The sequence below is a fragment of the Pantoea ananatis LMG 2665 genome, from assembly GCF_000710035.2.
Taxonomy (GTDB): Bacteria; Pseudomonadota; Gammaproteobacteria; order Enterobacterales; family Enterobacteriaceae; genus Pantoea; species Pantoea ananatis.
The window spans coordinates 863,039-882,112 of the sequence record NZ_JMJJ01000005.1; the positions used below are offsets into that span (position 1 = coordinate 863,039).

At 54.3% G+C, this 19,074-nt stretch carries 18 protein-coding genes; 8 read left to right on the forward strand and 10 right to left on the reverse strand.

Features of this window, described 5'->3' with window-relative positions; genetic code table 11:
* Window positions 1–448: 448 nt before the first annotated feature.
* The 4 genes from EL29_RS11830 to EL29_RS11845 all read right to left on the reverse strand — a co-directional run bounded on the left by EL29_RS11830 (window position 449) and on the right by EL29_RS11845 (window position 3,052).
* Window positions 449–730, reverse strand: a complete 282-nt coding sequence (locus EL29_RS11830; protein WP_014605322.1) for a lipoprotein — start codon at window positions 728–730, stop codon at window positions 449–451.
* A 257-nt stretch (window positions 731–987) separates the two neighbouring features.
* The gene (locus tag EL29_RS11835) at window positions 988–1,797 is read right to left on the reverse strand and encodes a G protein-coupled receptor family protein (RefSeq protein WP_028715437.1); all 810 of its coding nucleotides are present in this window, start codon (window positions 1,795–1,797) and stop codon (window positions 988–990) included.
* A 9-nt stretch (window positions 1,798–1,806) separates the two neighbouring features.
* Window positions 1,807–2,259 (reverse strand): universal stress protein, encoded by a 453-nt coding sequence (locus tag EL29_RS11840; protein WP_014605321.1) that lies wholly within the window; start codon window positions 2,257–2,259, stop codon window positions 1,807–1,809.
* 7 nt (window positions 2,260–2,266) lie between these two features.
* Window positions 2,267–3,052, reverse strand: coding sequence for an IclR family transcriptional regulator (locus EL29_RS11845; protein WP_013026614.1), 786 nt, complete (start codon window positions 3,050–3,052; stop codon window positions 2,267–2,269).
* Between the two features lie 150 nt (window positions 3,053–3,202).
* On the opposite strand from EL29_RS11845, the gene EL29_RS11850 reads away from it, so the two are divergent.
* The 3 genes from EL29_RS11850 to ypdK all read left to right on the forward strand — a co-directional run bounded on the left by EL29_RS11850 (window position 3,203) and on the right by ypdK (window position 6,109).
* A complete protein-coding gene (locus EL29_RS11850) occupies window positions 3,203–4,804 on the forward strand; it encodes an MFS transporter (RefSeq protein ID WP_028715438.1) in 1,602 nt (533 codons plus the stop codon).
* Between the two features lie 6 nt (window positions 4,805–4,810).
* On the forward strand, window positions 4,811–5,839 hold the full coding sequence (locus tag EL29_RS11855; protein WP_014605319.1) for an HlyD family secretion protein: 1,029 nt from the start codon (window positions 4,811–4,813) through the stop codon (window positions 5,837–5,839).
* 198 nt (window positions 5,840–6,037) lie between these two features.
* Window positions 6,038–6,109, forward strand: a complete 72-nt coding sequence (gene ypdK, locus EL29_RS23110) for a membrane protein YpdK (protein WP_006120362.1) — start codon at window positions 6,038–6,040, stop codon at window positions 6,107–6,109.
* A gap of 50 nt (window positions 6,110–6,159) precedes the next feature.
* Here ypdK and alaC read toward each other — a convergent pair whose 3' ends face one another.
* Together alaC and EL29_RS11870 are read right to left on the reverse strand one after the other, a co-directional pair.
* The gene (alaC, locus tag EL29_RS11865) at window positions 6,160–7,395 is read right to left on the reverse strand and encodes an alanine transaminase (RefSeq protein ID WP_013026618.1); all 1,236 of its coding nucleotides are present in this window, start codon (window positions 7,393–7,395) and stop codon (window positions 6,160–6,162) included.
* Between the two features lie 117 nt (window positions 7,396–7,512).
* On the reverse strand, window positions 7,513–8,037 hold the full coding sequence (locus EL29_RS11870) for a GNAT family N-acetyltransferase (RefSeq protein ID WP_013026619.1): 525 nt from the start codon (window positions 8,035–8,037) through the stop codon (window positions 7,513–7,515).
* 265 nt (window positions 8,038–8,302) lie between these two features.
* On the opposite strand from EL29_RS11870, the gene EL29_RS11875 reads away from it, so the two are divergent.
* Both EL29_RS11875 and EL29_RS11880 read left to right on the forward strand, forming a co-directional pair.
* Complete coding sequence (locus EL29_RS11875) at window positions 8,303–9,973, forward strand: sensor histidine kinase (protein ID WP_028715439.1); 1,671 nt, start codon at window positions 8,303–8,305, stop codon at window positions 9,971–9,973.
* Window positions 9,970–10,698, forward strand: coding sequence for a LytR/AlgR family response regulator transcription factor (locus EL29_RS11880; RefSeq protein ID WP_013026621.1), 729 nt, complete (start codon window positions 9,970–9,972; stop codon window positions 10,696–10,698). The genes EL29_RS11875 and EL29_RS11880 overlap by 4 nt, the downstream gene beginning before the upstream one ends.
* A gap of 53 nt (window positions 10,699–10,751) precedes the next feature.
* On the opposite strand, the gene glk is transcribed toward EL29_RS11880, so the two are convergent.
* Together glk and EL29_RS11890 are read right to left on the reverse strand one after the other, a co-directional pair.
* Window positions 10,752–11,717, reverse strand: a complete 966-nt coding sequence (glk, locus tag EL29_RS11885; protein ID WP_015699787.1) for a glucokinase — start codon at window positions 11,715–11,717, stop codon at window positions 10,752–10,754.
* A 162-nt stretch (window positions 11,718–11,879) separates the two neighbouring features.
* Window positions 11,880–13,532, reverse strand: a complete 1,653-nt coding sequence (locus EL29_RS11890; protein WP_028715440.1) for a thiamine pyrophosphate-binding protein — start codon at window positions 13,530–13,532, stop codon at window positions 11,880–11,882.
* Window positions 13,533–13,752: 220 nt separating this feature from the next.
* Between EL29_RS11890 and mgrA the strand changes: the two genes are divergently transcribed.
* Both mgrA and EL29_RS11900 read left to right on the forward strand, forming a co-directional pair.
* Window positions 13,753–14,742 carry an L-glyceraldehyde 3-phosphate reductase gene (mgrA, locus tag EL29_RS11895; RefSeq protein WP_014594242.1) on the forward strand — a complete coding sequence of 330 codons (990 nt, stop codon included), beginning with the start codon at window positions 13,753–13,755 and terminating at the stop codon, window positions 14,740–14,742.
* 152 nt (window positions 14,743–14,894) lie between these two features.
* Window positions 14,895–15,257, forward strand: a complete 363-nt coding sequence (locus EL29_RS11900; protein WP_013026625.1) for a DUF2502 domain-containing protein — start codon at window positions 14,895–14,897, stop codon at window positions 15,255–15,257.
* A gap of 55 nt (window positions 15,258–15,312) precedes the next feature.
* On the opposite strand, the gene EL29_RS11905 is transcribed toward EL29_RS11900, so the two are convergent.
* Window positions 15,313–15,990, reverse strand: a complete 678-nt coding sequence (locus tag EL29_RS11905; RefSeq protein ID WP_028715441.1) for an O-methyltransferase — start codon at window positions 15,988–15,990, stop codon at window positions 15,313–15,315.
* 117 nt (window positions 15,991–16,107) lie between these two features.
* Entirely contained in the window at window positions 16,108–17,349 is a 1,242-nt protein-coding gene (locus tag EL29_RS11910) for an Nramp family divalent metal transporter (RefSeq protein WP_013026627.1), read from the reverse strand.
* Between the two features lie 361 nt (window positions 17,350–17,710).
* On the opposite strand from EL29_RS11910, the gene EL29_RS11915 reads away from it, so the two are divergent.
* On the forward strand, window positions 17,711–18,901 hold the full coding sequence (locus tag EL29_RS11915; protein WP_014594244.1) for a NupC/NupG family nucleoside CNT transporter: 1,191 nt from the start codon (window positions 17,711–17,713) through the stop codon (window positions 18,899–18,901).
* Window positions 18,902–19,074 lie beyond the last annotated feature (173 nt).

Consider the following 19,074-nt stretch of genomic DNA (forward strand, 5'->3'; position numbering starts at 1 on the left):
CCTGCTAATAATGTAGCTCCGATTTCCCCAACCGGGACAACGCTTTTCTTACTTGCTTTTAAGACAGGTCTTACGCATATTAGCGCTTATTCATCCTGTTCTGATTGGAATAGTCAGATTCTTTATCCACCCCCGCCCGTTTTGAAATATAAAGAAATAACTATCGAAGTAACTCTACACTGGCTACATGTTTACTCCACTATTTCAGCGTAATATTTTAAGCATCGAAAAAGTGGAGATGTCGTATGAAAGCATTAAGTACCACGGTTCTGTCCACAGTATCAGCGGGTTATTTTATCAGCGGGTCAAAAATGATATCAGGGCAGGATAGCGACAGGCGGCGACAGGAAAGGATGTCCGCCAGATATGAGAAAAACTGAAGGGCAAAGATTTCACACAGCATAATATAAAAAAGAAGGTGGGATTCAATCCCACCTCGTTTTATTCGTTAACTCTTCACCGCGTAATTACACTGATACCAGGTTTTCTTCAGGCCTGGTATTGTGCTGTCCTGAGCAGGCAGATTTTCTACCTTATCAAAACCCTTATCCATGCAGTATTTCGCCACATCAATTTCCATGGCATCGCGATTAACTTTTGACGGATCGAAACGGTACTGTACCGTATTTGAGGAGGTGTCTTCATCGACCCGCTCAAACGCCCCGGGTTTGCTGGCGGTACAGCCGCTCAGCAAAATAAGTGCCAGTGCACCAATAAGTGTTTTTTTCATTTTTCCCTCACATTTTGACGCAGTGTAAGGTGCTGCAAAATGCGTATCTATAGGAATAGTACGCGACTGTCGCGTATTTACGAAGTTTTACCAATTGATTCAATACGGGTAAACAGTTGGCATAATGTGCCATTAAACTGCGAAACTGCATCTAACGAGAAACAGTCAAAGCACAACACCAGGTATGACTCTACTAATAAAAAGCCTCACTAAAAAAAGCCTCTCAATTTAGCCCGCGTTAAGCGGGCTTTTTTTGCTTATCCCTCACCGGAAAGCGCAATCATTCTACGAAGCAGATTCGCGGCCTGCTTGTCCGGGAGTGCGAGAATTGCACTGTAGAGATCGATGGACATGGCACACATTGAAGAACGGTCCACTGCCGTGTCTGCTGGCATATTGAGCTGCTGCAGCTTATCGCCCCATTTCTGGTATAGGCGATCAACAATATTCTTCAAATCATCCTGAGCCTGATCGCGATCCATCGGCTGTTCTTCCGCCAGGCTGTTAAGCAGCAAATATTCAGTGGCTTCCGCCTCTTTTTGGTTCAGCGCGGCCGGCAGCGTTTTTGCCAGATTCACGCCGCCCTTCACCTGCGGGTAGAGAAACTGAAAACAGAGGCCGGGATCGCGTTTATTTAGCGCCTGCATTTCTTCGACAGAAACGCCAATGTAATTAACGATGGCATGGTTTGACGCGCGCATCAGACGCTGATTAATCACATCCGTCAGCCAGCCTCTCAGCTCGCCAACGGCCTGAATCATGGGTTCCCCTTCACGCAGTTTGTGGGCGAGTTCGCGTGTCAGTAATTGCCACAGGGCCGGTTCCTGAGTACGCAATACCCGATAGACCATTGCCTGCGCCATATAGTCCGCAGCCCGTTCGTAGCGTTTTTCCTGCTGTTGCTGAGGCAAAATCCACTTGAACAATAAAATATTCGACAGGATAAGCGGCAGGATAAACAGGACGATGCCCTGCCAGACGCGCAACCGGGTCGTTCTGACCAACATAAAAATGATAATCGCCAGCAGCACAAAGGCCACCAGCGTAATTAAAAGCAGGGAAGTCATACTACGTTGTTAATCCTTACGCACATCAATCAGTACCGGGCAATGCGCGCGTTCAACAACGGCCGCACTCACAGATCCTTTCAATAAACGGTTAAAGGGAGACAAATGGCGTCGCCCCATAATAATCATGCTGGCGTTTAACTGTTGCGACTGCGCCACAATCGTGTCCGCCGCTTCGCCGGCCAGTATCATGCCCCGCGCCTTGATTCCAGCCTGCAATAAGGGAGCCAGCGCATGGCGCACCACCATTTCAGCGGTATTCTGTTCATCCTGAGCCGCGACAAAATCCGCCGGATCTTCACCTGCATCAATATCGATAGGCTGGCTGCAGGATGAATAAGCGGGATCGATGCAGCATAACACCATCACTTCTGCACGATGTGCCAGCGCTTCTTCAATCGTCAGGGAAATCACTTTCTTCGCAACGGGGGTGTTATCAATAGCCATTAAGACTGTTTTCATCGGGACGTTATCCTTCAACAGCGGCGATTTTTCCAATTTCGCGAATCAGCGCCTGTTTACATTGCAGCATTTCCTCACGATAACGTGCCTCGTGTTTCTTAAAACGTGCCGTAGGCACCAGTAATGACACCGCAAAGCGGCCGAAGATCGTATCCAACGCGAAAGCCATGGTTGAAACGCCTTCAAGCGTTTCACCGCGATCGTAGGAAATACTGGTTTTACGCACCTCGTGAATCATCTGCAAAAGCGCCGCCAGCGTTTTAACCGTTTTATCGGTCAGTTCGCGCCAGTCATCGCCTACCCTCGCCTGCACGTCGGCATCGCTTTCCAGCGCCAGCAATGCTCTGCCGCCTGAGGTGCTGTAAAGCGGCAGATCCAGTCCGATGCGCGGCACCACACGCAGCTCGCGTGACGCCACAACATAATGCACAACCGCCAGCTGTGAGCCGCTTGCGCGGGCCAGCGATACGGTTTCATTGGTATCGGCAGAGAGTTTTTCCAGCAGGGGTTTCACTAAATCCACCACATCCGTGTTGACGCTGGACAGCAGTTTCAGCAAAGCCGGCCCCAGGCGCAGCCCGCCCGCCCCGCTGCTTCGCACCAGCTCTGCGCTATCCAGCGCTGCCACGATACGTTGTACGGTGGAACGCGGCAGATCGACCACCTGCGCAATCTCGCCCAGGCTCATGCCACCGGGATGTTCGCCTAAGGCATTAAGAATTTTTGCCGCCCGGGCAATCACCTGAATGCCGCCCGTTTTTTCATCCTCGCGGCTGGATGATTGATGAGTCATAGCGTCGTCCTTTTTGAGCTGACTTACTGTAACCCGAAAAGCGCACGTTTTACAGCATGTACCGCATTGCAATACAGCATATTGCCATGTAATATCGCCGCGCTGTATCGCATTGCAATACATCGAACCATAATAATGAGAGCACCTGCTATGACAACCCGGCCCGGCAATGCGCCGACGCTGCATCCCTTTACCCTGCGACTGGCATTAGGCCTGCTTGGCGTCTGGATCGCCGCACTGACGTCAGGCCTTAACGATCGGGTCAGTGATATCGCCCTGGCCGATATTCGTGCCGCGCTGGGCATCGGCTACGACCAGGGTAGCTGGATTGTTTCTGTTTATCAGGCCGCCGAAGTCGCCGCCATGATGATTGCGCCGTGGTTTGCCGTGACGTTTTCCCTGCGCCGTTTTTCGCTGATCATGTCCGCCGGTTTTTTATTATCCGGCGTGCTGCTGCCGCTGATGACGAACCCTGCTCTGTTTATTGCCTTGCGCGTCGTGCAGGGCCTGTTTGGCGGCGCGCTTCCCCCAATGCTGATGACCGTCGCGCTGCGATTTTTGCCCCCTCCGGTTAAGCTTTATGGCCTGGGCGCCTATGCGCTTACCGCCACGTTTGGCCCGAACATGGCCGCCTCGCTGGCGGCCTTTTGGACAGATGAAGTCAGCTGGATGTTTGTGTTCTGGCAGGTCGTGCCCGGCATGCTGATTGCCCTCGTATTGATGGCCTGGGGATTACCTCAGGATCCCCTGCGCACCGAACGGTTTCAGCAGATCGACCTGTTTGGCATGCTTACCGGCTGTAGCGGCATGGCGCTGGTCGTTCTGGTGCTCACGCAAGGCGAACGGCTCGACTGGCTTGATTCGCAGCTCATTGCGGCCATGCTTCTTGCGGCGTTGCCGCTACTGATTGTGTTTTTGATTAACGAGTGGTTTCATCCGCTGCCGCTGTTTAAGTTGCAGATGCTGAGGCGGCGTAATTTGATGCACGGCTTGCTGGTACTGGCGGGCGTACTCATTGTGTCACTGTCCGGCTCGGCGCTGCCCTCAACCTATTTTGCTCAGGTTGAGGGGTTCCGTATTGCCCAGTTTGCGCCGCTGGCCTTAACCATCGGCTTACCGCAGCTGATTATCGCGCCCTTTATCGCCGCCCTGCTGAATATTCGCTGGATCGACTGTCGCTGGGTGCTGTCGCTCGGCCTGGGGTTGCTTATCGCCGCTTGCCTGCTCGGCATGCAGATCACCTCCGGCTGGGCGAGAGACAACTTTTGGTTGATTCAGGCCTTACAGGCCGCGGGCCAACCGATGGTCATTTTGCCGGTCCTGATGAGCGCCACCAGCGTCGTTGCCCCGCCGGAAGGCCCGTTCGCCTCGGCGATGTTTAATACCGTGCGGGGATTCTCCAGCATCGCCGCCTCAACCCTGGTGTCATGGTTCGTCAGCCATCGTGAGCAGTTTCACTCCAGCATCCTGATTAATCAGGCGGCCAGCAGACCCTGGCTGATGACGGCCCCCGACAGCGGCCAGGCCAGTGGCCGCTATCCGCTTCTGCCAGACGGCAGCGCAAGCTCTGTTGAAAACCTGCGTGCTTTCGCCACCCAGGTCAAGCACCAGGCGCTGGTGCTCGGCCTGAGTGATACCTGGCTGCTGCTGATCGGTTTTGCGCTACTGCTGCTGCTGATCACTGCTCTGCTACCCAAGCGGGTCTGGCCGCCACAAACCTTGATCCACTCTGCAACCTCCACGTCGGGATAACTGAATATGCGTGCTTTAGTAATGAGAAAAACCCTGCTGCTTTCACTGCTGCTGCTGGTTTTACTGGCGATGGCGCTGGCTGTCTGGGCGGTCATGACCCGTAACGATCATCGTACCAATGATGCCTGGGTGAATGCTGATTACACCATCGTCGCGCCAAAAGTGTCCGGCTATGTCGCCCATATCGACGTGAAGGATAACCAGCAGGTGGCGGCGGGCGAACGCTTAGCCACGCTGGACGATCGCGATTATCGCGTGGCGCTTGAAAGCGCCGAAGCTGATTTGCAGGTCAGTGAAGCCAAACTGTTGAGCAGCCAGGCACAGCTGGAGCAACAGCAGTCAGTTATTGCGCAGCAAAAGGCCAGCGTCGCGGCCAGCCAGGCCACGGCTCAGTATGCCGGTCAGAGTGCTGAACGTTATAACCGCCTTTATAAAAGCGGTACGGTGGCCGCAGACGAGCAGCAAAAAGCCAGTTCTGCACAGCGTTCGGCCACGGCCACGGTGCGCCAGAGCGAAGCGGCGCTGGCTGCCGCCATTAAGCAGGTTGGCGTATTGCAGGCGGCCGTCAGGTCGTCACAGGCCGATGTCGCCGCGGCGAAAGCCAACGTCGATCAGGCACGTCTGAATCTTTCCTACACCCGTATTGTGGCGCCGGTGGCAGGCATGGTGGGACAGCGTACGGTGCGGCTGGGGGCCTGGGTTTCCGCTGGCACGCGTCTGCTGGCGGTTGTACCGCTGCAGCAAACCTATATCACAGCCAACTATCTGGAAACGCAGTTGAAAGATGTTCGCCCCGGGCAACCCGTGCGCATCAAAGTGGATGCGTTACCCGATCAGGTCTTTACCGGCCATGTTGACAGCATTGCACCCGCGACGGGCGCGACATTCTCGGCGATTTCTCCCGACAATGCGACCGGCAACTACACTAAGATCGTTCAGCGCTTGCCGGTGAAAATTGTGCTGGATAAAGGGCAGCCGAATCTGGCCCAGTTACGTGTCGGGATGTCCGCCGTTCCGGAAATTAACACTCAGTAAAAAATGTGAACAAACTCTCAGAACCAAACTATTTCTTTTCGGTCTGAATACGCGTAGATTAGCCCCGATCCTGTACTGAGTTATTCAGTTCGTCCGGGAAACCGTTGACCGTTGACCTGAACGGCGGCCTTATCCCTTCTGTCCGCGTTGCGCTGGATCGGGATCGCCAATATCGTAACCGCTCAGAGGAGTTCGTGTGTGAAATATGCATTGATGGGAATTTCTTTCTTCGTACTGCTTTGGGTCGGCACCTTTGTGCTGATGCTGTAGTTTCTGCAAGCAGTCCGTAGGGGGCGACAGACGGTCGCCCCAGTGGCGTACTATATTTGTTCTTCCATGCTTTTCACGCTGCCTGGCAGAATGCCGTCAGCACGAAACATCGCTTTAATCCCTCTTACTGCCTGACGAATACGATCGCTGTTTTCAATCAGCGCAAAGCGGACATGCGTGTCACCGTAATCACCAAATCCCACGCCTGGCGAGACGCAGACTTTCGCCTCCTGCAGCATATGCTTGGCAAATTCCAGTGAACCGAGATGAGCGTAGTGGTCAGGTATTTTTGCCCACACGTACATAGAGGCTTTTGGAATATCAACCATCCAGCCCGCTTCGTGGAGCCCTTTTACCAGCACATCGCGACGGCGTTTATATTGCTCGGCAATATCACGCACACATTGCTGATCGCCTTCCAGCGCCGCAATCGCCGCCACCTGCAAGGGCGTAAAAGTCCCGTAATCGTGATAGCTCTTGATACGTGCCAGCGCAGCGACCAGTTCTTTGTTGCCGACCATAAAGCCAATGCGCCAGCCTGCCATGTTGTAGCTTTTAGACAGGGTAAAGAATTCGACTGCCACATCGCGTGCACCCGGCACCTGCATGATAGAAGGCGCTTTCCAGCCGTCATAAACGATATCGGCATAAGCCAGATCGTGGATCACCAGGACGTTATACTGCTTCGCCAGCGCAATCACGCGTTCGAAAAAGTCCAGTTCAACGCATTGAGACGTCGGATTCGAGGGAAAGCCCAGTACCATCATCTTGGGTTTGGGATAGCTTTCCCGGATGGCACGCTCCAGCTCATTGAAAAAATCAATGCCTTCCACCAGCGGTACAGAACGCACCTGGGCACCGGCGATCACTGCGCCGTAGATATGAATAGGATAACTGGGGTTAGGCACCAGCACCGTGTCGCCGTGATCGAGCGTTGCCAGCATCAGGTGGGCCAGGCCTTCTTTGGAGCCAATCGTGACGATAGCTTCAGATTCCGGATCGATATCAACCTGATAACGCTCTTCATACCAGCGTGAAATCGCGCGGCGCAGACGAGGAATTCCCCGCGACGTTGAGTAACCGTGCGTATCTTCGCGTTGTGCCACCTGGCACAGTTTTTCTACGATATGAGGCGGCGTCGCCCCATCAGGATTGCCCATTGAAAGATCAATGATGTCTTCACCGCGCCGACGCGCAGCCATCTTCAGTTCAGCGGTGATGTTAAATACGTAAGGCGGCAGGCGTTCAATGCGTGAGAAACGACGGGTTGTGCTGTTATCAGCCATGATATCCTCTGGAAAACGTTAGCGCCCGGACCGTCCGAGCGACGCTGGTCACTGCGGTGACCACAACAAGAACATAACGTGCCAATAACAACTTTGTCGATAGGAGCAGAAAATTTTTTATATTTGCGGATGGAGCCGCTCAAGCAGCCAGTCATTCACCCAGCGGTCATTTAACAGATAATTATGTTGTAGTGTGCGCTGTAGCGTGAAGCCATTTTTTTCCAGAATCCGACGTGATGCCCAGTTCCCCTCCACCACCATCGCCTTGAGTTTGAGGAAATCAGCATCAAACAAACACTCACAAAGTGCCTCCAGGGCTTCACTGCCAAAGCCCTGGCCGCAGTGGCGATGCAGCAGCATGTAGCCGATCTCGGCCTGGCGGGCAGGCTGCCACTCCGGCGTGCAGCCCAGTAAGCCAATGGCCTCTCCGCTATCGCGCCGCCTGACGACCAGACACAACATGTGAAAGCTGCCCACCTGCCAGGGTGCCAGACGTTGGGTGAAACGTTCACGGATATCATCTTCGTCGGGAATGTCACTCACCCACTTCATCGTATCGCGATCTTCATGCACAGCCCTGAACAGTTGCCAGTCTTCAGGGCGTAATGTCGTTAGCGTCAAACGTGAAGTCATTACCTGCATACTCTACTCCCGAGCGAGGGCTTAAACGAGGATAACGGCGCGAATCACCTTGTCAGGCTTCCGCGTCCTGCCCCAAATTCAGCGAGGACTAACTTGTTCCCCTTTAATGCACTCAACATTTCCGCTTTTCCCTGTTTTAGATAAATTGATCTAAAACATGAACAGCCGCGCTGACCGTCAGGCATGCTGGCGCATCATCATCACATTTTTTATCATAGCGTTCTTTAACATAGCTGAAGAGTCGCCTGTGACTTCACACTTTAACATGCTCCTCGCCGTCTTTGATCGCGCCGCGCTGATGCTGATCTGCCTGTTTTTTTTGACGCGAACCCGGCCTTTTCGTCAGCTGTTACAAAAGGATGAGCATACCTCGCTGGAAAAAGCCGCCGTCATTGCGATTTTTTCCCTGTTCGCCCTATTCAGTACCTGGTCAGGCGTTAACGTGGAGGGATCACTGCTTAACGTGCGGGTGATTGCGGTGATGGCGGGCGGCATTCTCTTTGGCCCCTGGGTGGGGATTGCCACGGGCGTGATTGCCGGCCTGCACCGCTTTCTGATTGATGTTCATGGCGTTACCTCTGTGCCTTGCCTGGTCACCAGCATCATAGCCGGGATCGTCGCGGGGGGAATCAACCGTCGGGTGCAGCGCGAACGGCGCTGGTTGGTAGGGATTCTGGGCGGTATGTTTTGTGAAAGTCTGACGATGCTGCTGATTGTGCTATGGGCCAAACCTGTCGCGCTGGGGCTGGCGATTGTGTCTGAAATCGCCCTGCCGATGATTCTCGGCGCCTCCAGCATTGGCTTAATCGTGTTGCTGGTGCAGAGCGTAGAGGGCGAGAAAGAGGCCATTGCAGCGCGTCAGGCCAAGCTGGCGCTGGATATTGCTAACCAGACGCTGCCGCTGTTCAGGCAGGTGAACAGCGATTCACTTCGCAACATTTGCGATATTATCCGGCGGGAAATCAAAGCGGATGCCGTCGCCATGACCAATAAACAGAAGATTTTGGCCTATGTTGGCTATGGCGAGCACAACTATCAGCACGGCGATGACGGTATCAGCCCCACCACGGCTCAGGCGATTCACAGCGGAAAAATCATCATTAAAAACAATGATGAAGCCCATCGGACAAAAGACATTCATTCAATGATCGTCATTCCACTGCGGGAAAAAGGACAGGTTACCGGCACCTTAAAAATCTACTATCGCCGTGCGTACCGTATCACGGGTTCACTAAAAGAGATGGCCGTGGGTCTGTCGCAGATTATCTCCACCCAGCTTGAAGTTTCCCGCACCGAGCAGCTGCGAGAGATGGCCAATAAAGCGGAACTCCGGGCGCTCCAGAGTAAAATAAATCCGCATTTCCTGTTTAATGCGCTCAATGCGATTTCATCTTCTATCCGCCTTAATCCGGATACGGCGCGTCAGCTGGTCATTAACTTATCGCGTTATCTGCGTTACAACCTCGAACTGAATGACGATGAGCTGATCGATATTAAAAAAGAGCTGTGGCAGGTAAAGGATTACATCGCCATTGAACAGGCTCGCTTCGGCGACAAGCTGACGATGATTTATGACGTGGATGAGGATTTGCATTTCTCGCTGCCCAGCCTGCTGATTCAGCCGTTGGTCGAAAACGCCATCGTGCATGGCATTCAACCCTGTAAAGGCAAAGGCGTGGTCACACTGAGCGTGCGCGATTTGGGCGACAAGGTCCGCATTGCCGTGCGGGATACAGGGCAAGGCATTAGCGATGAGGTGATCGACAAGGTCGCGCGCAACGACATGCCGGGCAATAAAATCGGTCTGTTAAACGTGCATCACCGGGTCAAATTGCTTTCGGGCCAGGGGCTGCATATCGTGCGTCATCAACCCGGCACAGAGATTGCCTTTACGCTGGGCAAAAACGGACAGCCACTGGTGGGGAATCTTGCATGAAAGCCATCATCGTAGAGGATGAATTCCTTGCCCAGCAAGAGCTGAGCTGGATGATTCAGCAGCACAGTAAAATTGACATTGAAGCCTGCTTTGATGACGGACTCGACGTGCTGAAATATCTGCAACAGCACCGGGTTGATGTGATATTTCTCGACATTAATATCCCGTCTCTGGATGGCATGTTACTGGCGCAGAATATCCATCAGTTCGTTCACAAGCCGCTCATTGTCTTTATTACCGCCTGGAAAGAGCATGCGGTCGAGGCCTTTGAGCTGGAAGCATTTGACTATATTCTCAAGCCCTATCATGAGTCACGTATTATCACGATGCTCAACAAGCTGGAAGCCAGCTGGCAACAGCAGCATACGATTACCCAGGCACCGAGTGCGCAACATGCTCTCACGGTTAACCTGATCAAAGATGAGCGCATCATCGTGACCGACGTAAACGATATTTACTACGTTGAAGCCCACGAAAAATTAACCTTCGTGTATACGCGCCGCGAAGATTACGTGATGTCGATGAACATCAGCGAATTTTGCGCACGCCTGCCTGAACAGCAATTCTTTCGCTGTCACCGCTCGTACTGCGTCAACCTGAATAAGATCAGAGAGATTGAACCCTGGTTCAATAATACTTATCTGCTGAAGCTAAGGGACAAGGATTTTCAGGTGCCGGTCAGTCGTAGCAAGGTCAAAACCTTCCGGCTGCTCATGCGTTTGTAGGGGAATGGCGGAATGGACACAGCCCTTCCCACCGGGAAGGGCAACGGCAGGAATTAGATAATGCGGCCCAGCGTTTGGCGCAGGTGCGCGCCAGCGCCTAATAATCCGGGTTGATCGTGGGTGATCATATAGACCGGAATCGTGGCGACATAATCGCGAAAGCGCCCTTTGTCTTCGAAGGCCGCCCGGAAGCCCGACGATTTGAAGAACTCCAGGAAGCGCGGCACGATACCGCCCGCGATGTACACTCCACCGAAGGTGCCAAGGTTCAGGGCCAGGTTACCGCCGAAACGTCCCATAATCACGCAGAACAGCGACAGTGCACGACGGCAGTCGGTGCAGCTGTCAGCAAGCGCACGCTCACTCACTTCTTTGGGCTTGAGATTTTCGGGTACACGATGATCGACTTTCACAATCGCCCGATAGAGATTGACCAGCCCCGCGCCGGACAGAACGCGCTCGGCCGACACATGGCCTAGCTCTTCCCGCAACACTTCGAGGATTTGATCTTCTTCTTCGCTGTTGGCCGCAAAGTCAACGTGGCCGCCTTCGCCGGGCAGACTGACCCAACGCTTATCAACATGGACCAGATGACTCACGCCCAGCCCGGTACCCGCACCGTAAATGGCCACAGGCTTATCCTTGACCGGCTCTTTGCCACCAAACTGAATGACATGTTCCGCACCCAGCATAGGGATGGCCATGGAAACCGCTGTGAAGTCGTTAATAATTTCCAGGTGTTCAAAACCGATGTTTTCTTTCAGCTTTTTGGTCGAAAATGCCCAGTCGTGGTTGGTCATCTCAACCCAGTCATCGGTAATCGGGCAGGCAATGGCGATACAACCGTCTTTGATATCCTGCTTTTGTTCATCAAGATAGTGGCGGATGACGGCTTCGAGGCTGTCGTAGTCTGATGTTGCGAATGTTTTGGCCTGGGAGATGCTGCCGTTTTCCACCTCACACAAAGCGAGACGGGCATTGGTGCCGCCGACATCGCCGACCAAGGCATAAGTTGTCATTCTTCTGGTGCTCCGCTTGGGGGTCTTAAAGAGTTGGAGGACACTATAAAATCCTGCCGATAAAACAACAACGCTCACCGAAGTTATTGGTGAGCGTCTGACTCGTGTGTGCAACAGCCTAACCGCGTTAGGCTGGCCTGCACAGAGGCAACTTTCCGAATCTCAACCGCCGTTGCGCTGGCTCAGGCAGGCTGAGACTTTGCGCAATAACGGCGGCAGGTCATCTTTTTGCATCACCACTTCAATAAACGACAGCCTGCGCTGCTGTGTGAGCTGCGCCATCAGCGCCTGGAGCTGCACGGTTTCACTGATGCGCCAACTCTGCGCCTGGCATTCCAGGCTCATCGCCTGCGGCAGCGCTGTCCAGTTCCATTGGGCAATATCATTATAACGTTGCGCGGCGCCGTGAATCGCCCGCTCCACAGTATAGCCTTCATTGTTTAGCAGAAAAATGAGGGGATGCTGTTGATCTCGCAGCATGGATCCTAACTCCTGGATGGTCAACTGGGCCGAACCGTCGCCAATAATCAGGATAACGCGCTGCCCGGGACAGGCCGTTTGCGCACCAAACGCGGCGGGTAACGTATAGCCGATAGAGCCCCAGAGCGGCTGCACTAAAAGCTGTGCCCCAACGGGCAACCGCAGAGATGCGGCACCAAATGCCGCCGTTCCCTGATCCGCCAGAATAATATCGCCAGGCTGCAGAAACTCCTGCATCGCCTGCCAAAAAGCAGACTGGCTGATAAGGGCGGCGTCGGAAACCGGCTCTGCCGCCCGTGGCGCACAGGCGGCCTGCCAGCCTGCCCCCAGGCGTTCGAAGACAGGCAGCAGCGCCTGCAATGCCTCTGCCATCGACAACGGGGCAAACGTCTGTCCCGCTACGCTCGCGCTGTGCGGCTGAATATCGATAAGTCGTGCCTGACTGAACTGCTGCGTAAAACCCGCCGTAATGGTGTCGGTAAACCGCACGCCAGCACAAATCGTCACGTCCACCTCTTCAATTTGCTGCCGCACGTCACCTTCACTGCCTTCGCCGGCATAGGTTCCGACAAAGCCCGGCTGCTGTTCATCCAGTACACCTTTACCCATTAACAACGTGGCACAGGGAAACGCACGTCCTGCCCGTAAGGCCGCCAGCGCCGGCTGCTGTTGCCAGCGCTGGGCAAGAAAATCGGCGAGCAGCGAAACCCGCTTCGCAGTTGCCAGCAACCGCTCTGCCGCCTGCTGAAATGCGATGCGCACCTCATCAGACGACGCGGTAGCGGGCATTAGCGGCTGATCAGGCGCAGAGGTTTGCCGCTGTGCAACGTCAACCGGCAGCATTAAATAGCCCGGACGATGCTGCTGAAGCGCAGTCAGTATAACCCTGTCGATTTCAGCCGTGGCATTGTCAGCCGTCAACGCTGCCGTTGCGGCGCTGACCTCCTTCGCCATTCGGATGAAGTGGCCGAAGTCCCCATCTCCCAGCGTATGATGCACACAATCCCCCTGCTGCATCGCCTGGCTTGATGGCGCGCCCACGATGTGGATGACCGGCAGGTATTCGGCAAAGCTGCCTGCCAGACCATTAATGGCGCTGAGTTCTCCCACGCCAAAGGTGGTCAGCAAGGCGGCTGCGCCCGTGCAACGCGCGTAGCCGTCTGCGGCGTAAGCGGCGTTCAGCTCATTGGCGCATCCCACCCAGCCAATATCCGGGTGCGCAATAACGCGGTCCAGAAACTGCAGATTGTAGTCACCCGGTACGCCGAACAAATGCCTGACGCCGCACTCCTGTAAGCGAGCCAACAGATAATCACCAACCGTAAAATCGGACATAGCGAATTCCTTTGAGGGGGATTGTTCTGATAAGTATCTGACATGGCGAAAATTTGGCGAGAATGGCAGCAAATTTAGCCGATGCATTGCATGGCAAGCCCGCGTTACGACCGTGCATTATTCCGTGAATATGCGACTTCACACGAATTAATACTGAGTGTAAGCGTATACACTGAGGCGGTTTTGGCACATTTAATTGTTTTTTACTCAGGACCTTACTATGACAGCTTTCCCTCATCCGGACCGATATCAGCATATGCAGTGGCGTCGCAGTGGGCGCAGCGGCCTGAAACTTCCCGCGATTTCACTGGGCCTGTGGCATAACTTTGGCGACAACACGCAACTGGACGTGAGCCGCCAACTGCTGCGCCACGCGTTTGACCACGGCATTACGCATTTCGACCTGGCGAATAACTACGGCCCGCCTCCCGGCTCCGCCGAAGTGAATTTTGGCCGCATCATGCGTGAAGATTTTCAGGCTCATCGCGATGAACTGATTATTTCGACCAAAGCCGGTTATACCATGTGGGAAGGTCCTTATGGCGACTGGGGCTCCCGAAAATATCTGGTCGCTAGCCTGGACCAGAGCCTGCGTCGGATGGGGCTGGAATATGTCGATATCTTCTATCACCACCGTCCGGATCCGGACACGCCGCTAGAAGAAACCATGCGGGCGCTGGATCATGTGGTCAGGCAGGGTAAAGCGCTGTATGCGGCGATTTCAAACTATCCCGCGGAACGGGCGGCCGACGCGATGGCGATTCTGCGCGATCTGGGCACGCCGTGCCTGATCCATCAGCCTCGTTATTCGCTCTTTGAACGTACACCGGAGCAGGGATTACTTCAGACGCTGGATGCGCATGGAGCAGGCTGTATTGCGTTCTCGCCGCTGGCGGGTGGCGTGCTGACCGATCGCTATTTGCAGGGCATCCCGCAGGATTCTCGCGTTGCCAGCGGCAGCAAATTCCTGAACGAAAGCCAGCTTACCGACGAAAAGATGGAAAAAGTTCGCAGGCTTAATGCTATTGCGCAACAGCGCGGCCAGAAGCTGGCACAGATGGCGCTGACGTGGGTACTGCGCGATCCCCGCATTACCTCGGTACTGATAGGCGCGAGTAAAACGGCGCAAATCGATGATGCCCTACAGATGCTGAGTCAGGCGCCCCTCAGGGATGATGAACTGGCCGCAATTGAGTCCGCGCTGCTGTAACCGCACCCCCTGGTTCGCCAGGCGGCTGCGCCAGAAAACTCTCAAACCTTGAGCTTTAACGGTTTTTCAGACGGCTTCCACAGGTTTCTCCGGCCTGATACCGACAAAATAGCGTATCAGCAGCGGAGACACGCTGCCGTCAGGAGAAAATCATGATACGTGGAATCTTACTGGCTGCCGTTGTAGCCATGTTAATGCCGCTGGCAATGCACACCGCTCAGGCCTCAGATACATCCGTGCGTCTCGCGCCCGGCGTAACGCTTCATCTGGGCGATCGCGACCGCCGAGGTTATTACTGGGACGGTCACCACTGGCGTGAGCCGCGCTGGTTTAACGATCGCTATGCTTATAAAGAGCGTCGCTGGTGGCGACACGAAGCGTGGCGACGTCATCAACAGTGGGAACGCGAACGCCGCTGGCACGCACGCGACAGACAACGTCGCTGGGAGCATGAGCATCGCCACTGGCACGCTGAACGCCGCGAACACCATCGCTATCCTGAACGCTATCGCTAAAGCGCGCCTGTTAGCCCGTACGGGTTGGCAGGCCACCTGAGCTGATAGTCCAGCTCTACTTCACTCTGGCCATGACAAAGCCATCCCAGCCCTTTTCGCCTACGGTTTGAATCGCCGTCGCGTCCAGCCGGGGATCGCTGGCAAGCAGTTGGAAAAATTCACGCACGCCCTGCACGTTGCAGTCTGTGGAAGCCGCCTCTGTTACCGCCCCGCCTCGTACAACGTTGTCGGCAATAATGACCGTGCCGGGGCGCGCCAGAGTGACTGCCCAACGCAGGTAGTGCGGATTGTTTCGCTTATCCGCATCGATAAAGATCAGGTCGAACGGCCCCTGCAGTTGAGGCAGCACGTCCAGTGCTGCACCGAGACGCAGATCGACACGTTCGGCCAGCCCTGCACGGTGGATGTTCTGCCTGGCAACCTGCGCATGATGGCTGTCAGCTTCGAGAGTGGTAATTTTCCCTTCCGCACCCAGCGCCTGAGCCATCCAGAGGGTGCTGTAACCTCCCAGCGTGCCAATTTCCAGCACGCGTGAGGCATTAATCATTTTGATAAACAGCCCGAGCATCTTGCCTTGCAGGGCAGAAACATCGTGAGCAGGCAGCCCCGCCTGACGGTTGGCGACAAGCGCGGCTTGAAAATGGCTATCGGCAGGAATAAGTTGCTGAGAAAAGTAGTCGTCGACCGCAGCCCATTTTGGCTGGTCTTCTGAAGGATAATCCGGTGTCCGCATCGTTCCGCTCCTTAATCAACAAGACAGAAGAAAATATAAACGGATGCGGATAAAGCTCAAGGCAACAGGCTTTAAAAGCTAAAGATGGGCTGCCTGACGGGTTGCCAGGCAGCGGCATTACATTCCCATCATCTGGCCGATCAGCAGATAGGCGTTAAGACTCACCACCAGCACCACGATGACGCGGCCGGTGTTTTGCATCAGTCGTGAATTGACCAATGCCTCGCCCATCAGCTCACGGTTGCCGGTGAAGGCCAGCAGCGGAATGAGAGCCAGCGCGATACCAAAGCTCAGCAACACCTGACTCATGACTAACACGCGCGTAGGATCCCAGCCGGCCCAGATCACAATAAACGAAGGCACCATGGTTACTGCGCGTCGCACCCACAGCGGAATATAGAATTTTATAAATCCCTGCATGACCACCTGTCCGGCCAGGGTGCCCACCACGGTAGAAGACAGCCCCGCCGCGACCAGGCTTAAGCCAAACACCGTGGCGGCAGCGTGGCCCAGTAACGGCTGCAACGTGGTGTAAGCCTGATCGAGCTCGGCAATCCCGCTGTGGCCGCTAAAATGGAAGGCGGCAGCGGCCGTGGCCATCATCGCCAGATTGACAAATCCCGCAATGGTCATGGCAATGGCGACATCAAGCTTGGTGGATGAATAGCGCCGGGCCTGACTGTCACTGCTTTTTCCCTGGGTCAATGCAGAATGCAGATAAATCACGTGCGGCATAATGGTGGCGCCCAGCACACCCGCAGCAAGAAAGACCGCATCCGCGTTGGGCAGAGACGGCAGCGCCATGCCTGTCACCAGTTCACTGACCTTGGGCTGGGAGAAAAACAGCTCCACAATGTACGCTGCCGCCACAAACAGCAGCAGGCCACCTATCACCAGCTCCAGCGGCTTTTGCCCACGGTTTTGCAGCATCAAAATAAGCACGGTGGCCACGCCGGTAAGCACAGCGCCCTGCATCAGGGACACACCCAGCAGCAGTTTAAAGCCCAGAGCGGCACCGATAAATTCTGCGAGATCGGTCGCCATCGCGATGATCTCCGCCTGTACCCAATAGAACCACACCGCCGGACGGGGAAAACGATCGCGGATGTGTTCCGCGAGGTTTTTGCCCGTCGCAATGCCCAATTTGGCTGACATCAACTGGATAAGCATCGCCATGATATTGGCCCATACCACGACCCAAAGGAGCTGGTAACCGTAAGCAGCACCCGCCTGGATATTGGTCGCAAAGTTGCCCGGATCGATATAGCCGATAGCGGCGATAAACGCGGGCCCCAACAGGGCGAGTTTCACTTTTCTTGCTCCGCGAGCGGCGCGCTCGGCGGCACGGCTTTCAAACATATTGGCTACCCTGTCGTTGGTTTACCTGTGCAGCTTAAAGCGACACAGGTGCAAGTGAAATGCGGTTTTAGTAATCAGTGTAATAGATAGTGCTATAAAGTATAGCCATTGCTATAAATTGGAGGTGCAGAAAGCCTCAAGGTCAGGCGCAATTCCCCTACTCTACGTGTTGTTTAAATTACAGACAATAGGTTTAAGTGAATATGATGTGAACAATTTGGTTACAGGGCGTGATCGGTGAGAGTATTCTGAGAAAATTGGCGATATTGAATACTTATATTGTGGTGGAGATCTCGTTTTTCGGTAAGCCGTTACATAGAATACGCAGCAAAATACAATCCTCCTCAAATTTGGAGCAATCATGTCCCATATTTTGCAGTTTCTTTTAGCACTAGTGGTCGTTGGCGTGCTGGCCCTGCTGGTCAGCCACGACAGAAAAAGTATTCGGGTTCGCTACATCGTACAGCTTCTGGTTATTGAGATCGTTCTGGCATGGTTCTTCCTGAACTCGGAAGCCGGTCTGGGATTCGTCAAGGGATTTGCCGGTTTCTTCGATCATCTTCTGAAATATGCCGCTCAGGGTACCAACTTCGTGTTCGGTAACATGAATGATAAAGGCCTGGCGTTCTTCTTCCTGAACGTATTGTGCCCCATCGTGTTCATCTCAGCCCTGATTGGTATTCTTCAGCACTTCCGCATCCTGCCATGGGTCATCCGTGGAATTGGTACCGTGCTGTCTAAGATCAACGGCATGGGCAAACTGGAATCTTTCAACGCCGTAAGCTCTCTGATTTTGGGACAGTCTGAGAACTTTATCGCGTACAAAGATATTCTGGGCAAAATGTCACAACGCCGTATGTACACCATGGCGGCCACTGCGATGTCGACGGTTTCCATGTCTATCGTGGGCGCTTACATGACCATGCTGCAACCTAAGTATGTTGTCGCCGCGCTGGTGCTGAATATGTTCAGTACCTTTATCGTGCTGTCGCTCATCAACCCTTACCGCGTTGACAGCGAAGAAGATCTGCAACTGCAGGATCTGCATCAGGGTCAGAGCTTCTTTGAAATGCTGGGCGAGTACATTCTTGCCGGTTTCCGCGTCGCCATCATCGTTGCAGCCATGCTGATCGGTTTTATCGCACTGATTTCGGGCCTGAACGCACTGTTTGACTTCATCTTCGGCGTGACCTTCCAGGGCGTGCTGGGTTATGTCTTCTACCCCTTTGCGTGGGTGATGGGCGTGCCATCAGGCGAAGCCCTGCAGGTCGGCAGCATCATGGCAACCAAACTGGTTTCCAACGAGTTTGTGGCCATGATGGATCTGCAGAAAATTGCCGGTCAGCTGTCACCGAACGCGGAAGGCATCCTGTCAGTATTCTTAGTCTCATTCGCCAACTTCTCGTCTATCGGCATCGTCGCTGGCGCCATCAAGGGACTGAACGAAGAGCAAGGTAACGTGGTTTCACGCTTCGGTCTGAAACTGCTGTACGGCTCAACGCTGGTCAGCGTGCTGTCTGCGGCGATTGCAGGCCTGGTACTGGCATTCTGAGTTCGCGTTCTGCCCACATTAAGGCGAGTCAAACGACTCGCCTTTTTTGTCACCCTCCCATCCATAACCCCTTGTCCGCCGGAACCTGAGTGCCGGGCAAGAAAGTTGACCCCATCTGTCGCCCTGATAAATACTGCCCTTGTCTGCTAAGCGGAAGATCTCGCGGTTTACCA